This is a genomic window from Caballeronia sp. LjRoot29, from assembly GCF_964252755.1.
Classification (GTDB): domain Bacteria; phylum Pseudomonadota; class Gammaproteobacteria; order Burkholderiales; family Burkholderiaceae; genus Caballeronia.
This window is the reverse complement of the sequence record NZ_CAXUPU020000076.1, coordinates 1-3,463: the sequence shown is the minus strand read 5'-3', so window position 1 is coordinate 3,463 and position 3,463 is coordinate 1. Positions and strand designations below refer to the sequence as shown.

At 57.3% G+C, this 3,463-nt stretch carries 3 protein-coding genes; 1 reads left to right on the top strand and 2 read right to left on the bottom strand.

Translation table 11 applies throughout. From position 1 onward, the window contains the following. Window positions 1-439 precede the first annotated feature (439 nt). Complete coding sequence (locus ACSQ83_RS35690; RefSeq protein WP_414968885.1) at window positions 440-1,576, top strand: porin; 1,137 nt, start codon at window positions 440-442, stop codon at window positions 1,574-1,576. A 132-nt stretch (window positions 1,577-1,708) separates the two neighbouring features. On the opposite strand, the gene ACSQ83_RS35685 is transcribed toward ACSQ83_RS35690, so the two are convergent. Further along, window positions 1,709-2,014 (bottom strand): NIPSNAP family protein, encoded by a 306-nt coding sequence (locus ACSQ83_RS35685; protein WP_436231350.1) that lies wholly within the window; start codon window positions 2,012-2,014, stop codon window positions 1,709-1,711. Between the two features lie 79 nt (window positions 2,015-2,093). Then, a complete protein-coding gene (locus ACSQ83_RS35680; protein WP_436231349.1) occupies window positions 2,094-2,915 on the bottom strand; it encodes an IclR family transcriptional regulator in 822 nt (273 codons plus the stop codon). Window positions 2,916-3,463: the final 548 nt, after the last annotated feature.

Here is a 3,463-nt window from a genome sequence, read left to right as displayed (position 1 = left end):
TCCCCTTTCACTAGGCGCCACTTATCCGCGTTTAATGTGTCGCCAAATTATTCCAGAATGTTCCCCTTCATGACCGCAAGGTACGCGTCGGACAATTGATAACGTCCCGCGTCTTGCCGGCGTTAGCACGAGAACACCCGCGCATGCCTTTCCACGAAACGTTTTGCCAGCCTGCCGCATTCCTTCAAGGGCCCTGTTCAACGCAAACCATTGCATTACGGTTTTGACACGGCGCAACGCTTGGTAAGCATGCCTGTTGTCCGCTGCCAACGGTGCTCGCAAAACGCCGCTGTTTAATGGTGTCCGTCTGATCGACGTACGGCGACGTCGATCAGTACGCGCAGCGATGCGCGTTTATCTGACGGGATCGCGGTGTTTGCAGCCTGTGAAAAAGGCCATGCGGACCGCGTTGCTCAATCGTATTTTCGGAGAAATTGAAATGAAGAAATCCCTTCTTGCTCTCGGTGTCTTGGGCACTTTCGCCGGAGCGGCACACGCGCAGAACAGCGTGACCCTCTATGGCCTGATCGACGCGGGCATTACCTACACCAATAACCAGGGCGGCAGCAAAAACGTCCAGGCGACCAGCGGTCAAGTCAACGGCAGCCGTTGGGGCCTGCGAGGCTCCGAAGACCTGGGTGGTGGTCTCAAGGCCATCTTTACGTTGGAAAACGGTTTTAATATCGACAACGGCAAGTTAGGCCAAAACGGCCTGGAGTTCGGCCGTCAGGCGTTCGTTGGTTTGTCGAGTGACCAGGCTGGCGCCATCACCCTCGGCCGGCAGTACGACTCGATGGTCGACTATGTTGGCCCGCTCGCTCTGACCGGCACGCAGTTCGGCGGCACGCAGGCCGCTCATCCATTCGATAACGACAACCTTGATAACTCGTTCCGCATCAACAACTCGGTCAAGTATCAGAGCGTCAACTATGGCGGCTTCAAGTTCGGCGGTTTGTATGGCTTCTCGAACGACGCGGGGGGGTTCTCCGACAACCGGGCATACAGTCTGGGCGTGTCATATAACTATGGTCCTTTGTCTGCCGCGGCCAGCTACATGCAACTCAACAGCGCGGGCTCCACGCTGAACTCATCGGGTGCCGTGACTGCCGACGCCACGTTCGCAGCGGGCCGTCAACGCACCTACGGCGGGGGCGTCAACTACGCGTTCGGCGCAGCAAATGTCGGCTTCGTGTTCACGCAGACTCAGTTAAACAACTTGACGGGTATCGGCTCGTCGGCCTCCGGGACGACCAACGGCATTGCTCTGGCGGGCGGCAGTGCGCGCTTCACCAACTATGAGGTGAACGGCCGCTACAACTTCACGCCGGCGTGGACAGTGTCGGGCGCCTACACCTTTACCGATGCGAGCCTGGATGGGGTGAGCCCGAGATATAACCAGGTGACCTTGCAGACGGCATACGCGCTGTCCAAGCGTACCGATGTGTATCTGCAAGGCGTGTATCAGCACGTGAACGGTACGGGTGATTCGGGCCTGACCGCTGACATCAACGGGTTGACCGCGTCGTCGACAAATAGCCAGGTTGCTGCGACTATTGGTTTGCGTACCCGGTTCTAAGTGAGTTGCTAAGCAGATGAATGTGGCCTTTGGCTCGATGAGCGGGAAGGCCGAGACTTAGCGCGGTGCACTTGGCGCTAGACTTTGATATGCCGGGGATGTTCTCCCGGCATTTTAATTTTGCGCTCGCGGTTAACTGAAGACGGGACGAAAGAAGCTGCGTTCGTAGCTGACGATGCACTGTGTTTCGTCGGCATATTTGAATGCTGCCTGGCATTCCGGATCAAGCTGCGACTGTTCACGGTAGCTTTCGTACATCGCCAGGCTCGGAAACGAGAACATCGCTAGCGCGACGTTGTTGGCTCCCTCCGACGGCAGGAAATAGCCGTGATGCTGGCCACCGAATTTCTCGACTAACGGAATCCACATCTTGCCGTAGGCTTCGAACTCTTTGAGTTTCGACGGATTGATAATGTAACGAAGGTAGCAAGTGATCATGGGGTATCCGTTTGAGAAGAGAGATTCGATTGAATAATACCTGTCCGATGATGAGTGACCCTGCTCGATCGACTTGCACTCAGCGCGAGCCCGGGCCGACTCCTTCGGCGATTACGCGGCAAGCGTCTTTCAACGGCGCGATGTAGGTTTCCATCGGCGTTGTGCTTTTCCTGTATAGGGGAATGCTGATGCTGACGCATGCGATCGGCTCGCCGTTTGCTCCCAGGACTGCGCTGCCGTAGCAAAAGATCTGCTGCTCGTTTTCTTCACGATCTTCGGCGTAGCCGCGAGCGTGGGTTTCATTGAGTTCGGTATCGAGTGCGGTGCGTTCGATGATCGTATTCGGCGTGAAGCGCTCGAAATTCAGGGTGGCGAGTAGCGCGTCGCGGTCCGGGCCCTTGAGTGAAGACAGATAGGCTTTGCCGACGGAGCTTGAATACAGTGTGACGCGTGTGCCTATCCGCGATGCCATGCGCACGGCGTGCGGGCTTTCCAGCTTTTCGATGTAGACCATTTCAGAGCCGCTGCGCACGGCGAGGTGAACGGTTTCCTGGGTAAGGTCGCGCAAGGTCTGGAGTGCCTCGCTGGCGGCTATGCGGAGGTCCGAGCGCTCCCAGCTTCGGCTTGCCAGGGATAGCAAACGAGGACCTAGCGAATAGGTTCCGCCGCGCGGCGTTTCGACGACCAGGCCTTCGGCGATCAGGGCCCCGAGAATGCGGTAGACCGTAGGCCGGGGGTAGTTCGACGAGGCGGTAAGCTGGGCAATGGACGGGGGCGCCGGTGAGTCGGCTATGCGCTGAAGTATCGCTAGGAACTTTGAGAATGCGGCAGTGCCGGATGGAAGGGGGGGCAGGGGGGCCGCGTTGCCTTGGCCAATGGGGGGGTTAGGTGGTTTTGGCATGGCGTTAGTGATTGGGCGGGGACTGTGCCGGGTTGCACGGGTTCTGCGTTAGCGGTCGGGGTCAATGCCGGGTTGCTGCTCTCCAGGCCTTCGCGGGTTATATCTTGGCTGATTTCTTTATCACTATTAGCCACTGCGCGTGGCGGCGCGTCATTTCTTTGTCCAAAGCGACAAAGAAACGAAGCAAAGAAAACGCTTTCAACTCTCTAAAAATTAAGTGTCCACAGCGTGCAGTTTTGATTCATTGGTACCCGAAAAGCACGGTGCTCGCAAGAGCCACGGATGTGTGAACCCCTCCTTCTCGCGAATCCTGACAGTAAAACGCTGCGCCCCGTACGCTCTCGGGCTAGCACCCTTGCCCCACAACCCGCACGGCCTCACGCGTATTTGCCGCCGTGGCGCTTCGCAGGTTAGCTACGAGTTTGCATTGTTATTTGCCAGGTTAGGTCTTATGCATTCTGCAGATCCATTTCTGGGTGGTTTAAAAAATGGTTCGACATGCGCACAAATTCGGAGGTTGGTTTTCCGCGGATAGCGCGGGGCGCTCT

Bases quoted from the DNA above. Each gene is read 5' to 3' on its own strand.
- ACSQ83_RS35690 (WP_414968885.1), top strand. From the start codon at position 440: ATGAAGAAATCCCTTCTTGCTCTCGGTGTCTTGGGCACTTTCGCCGGA.
- ACSQ83_RS35685 (WP_436231350.1), bottom strand. From the start codon at position 2,014: ATGATCACTTGCTACCTTCGTTACATTATCAATCCGTCGAAACTCAAA.
- ACSQ83_RS35680 (WP_436231349.1), bottom strand. From the start codon at position 2,915: ATGCCAAAACCACCTAACCCCCCCATTGGCCAAGGCAACGCGGCCCCC.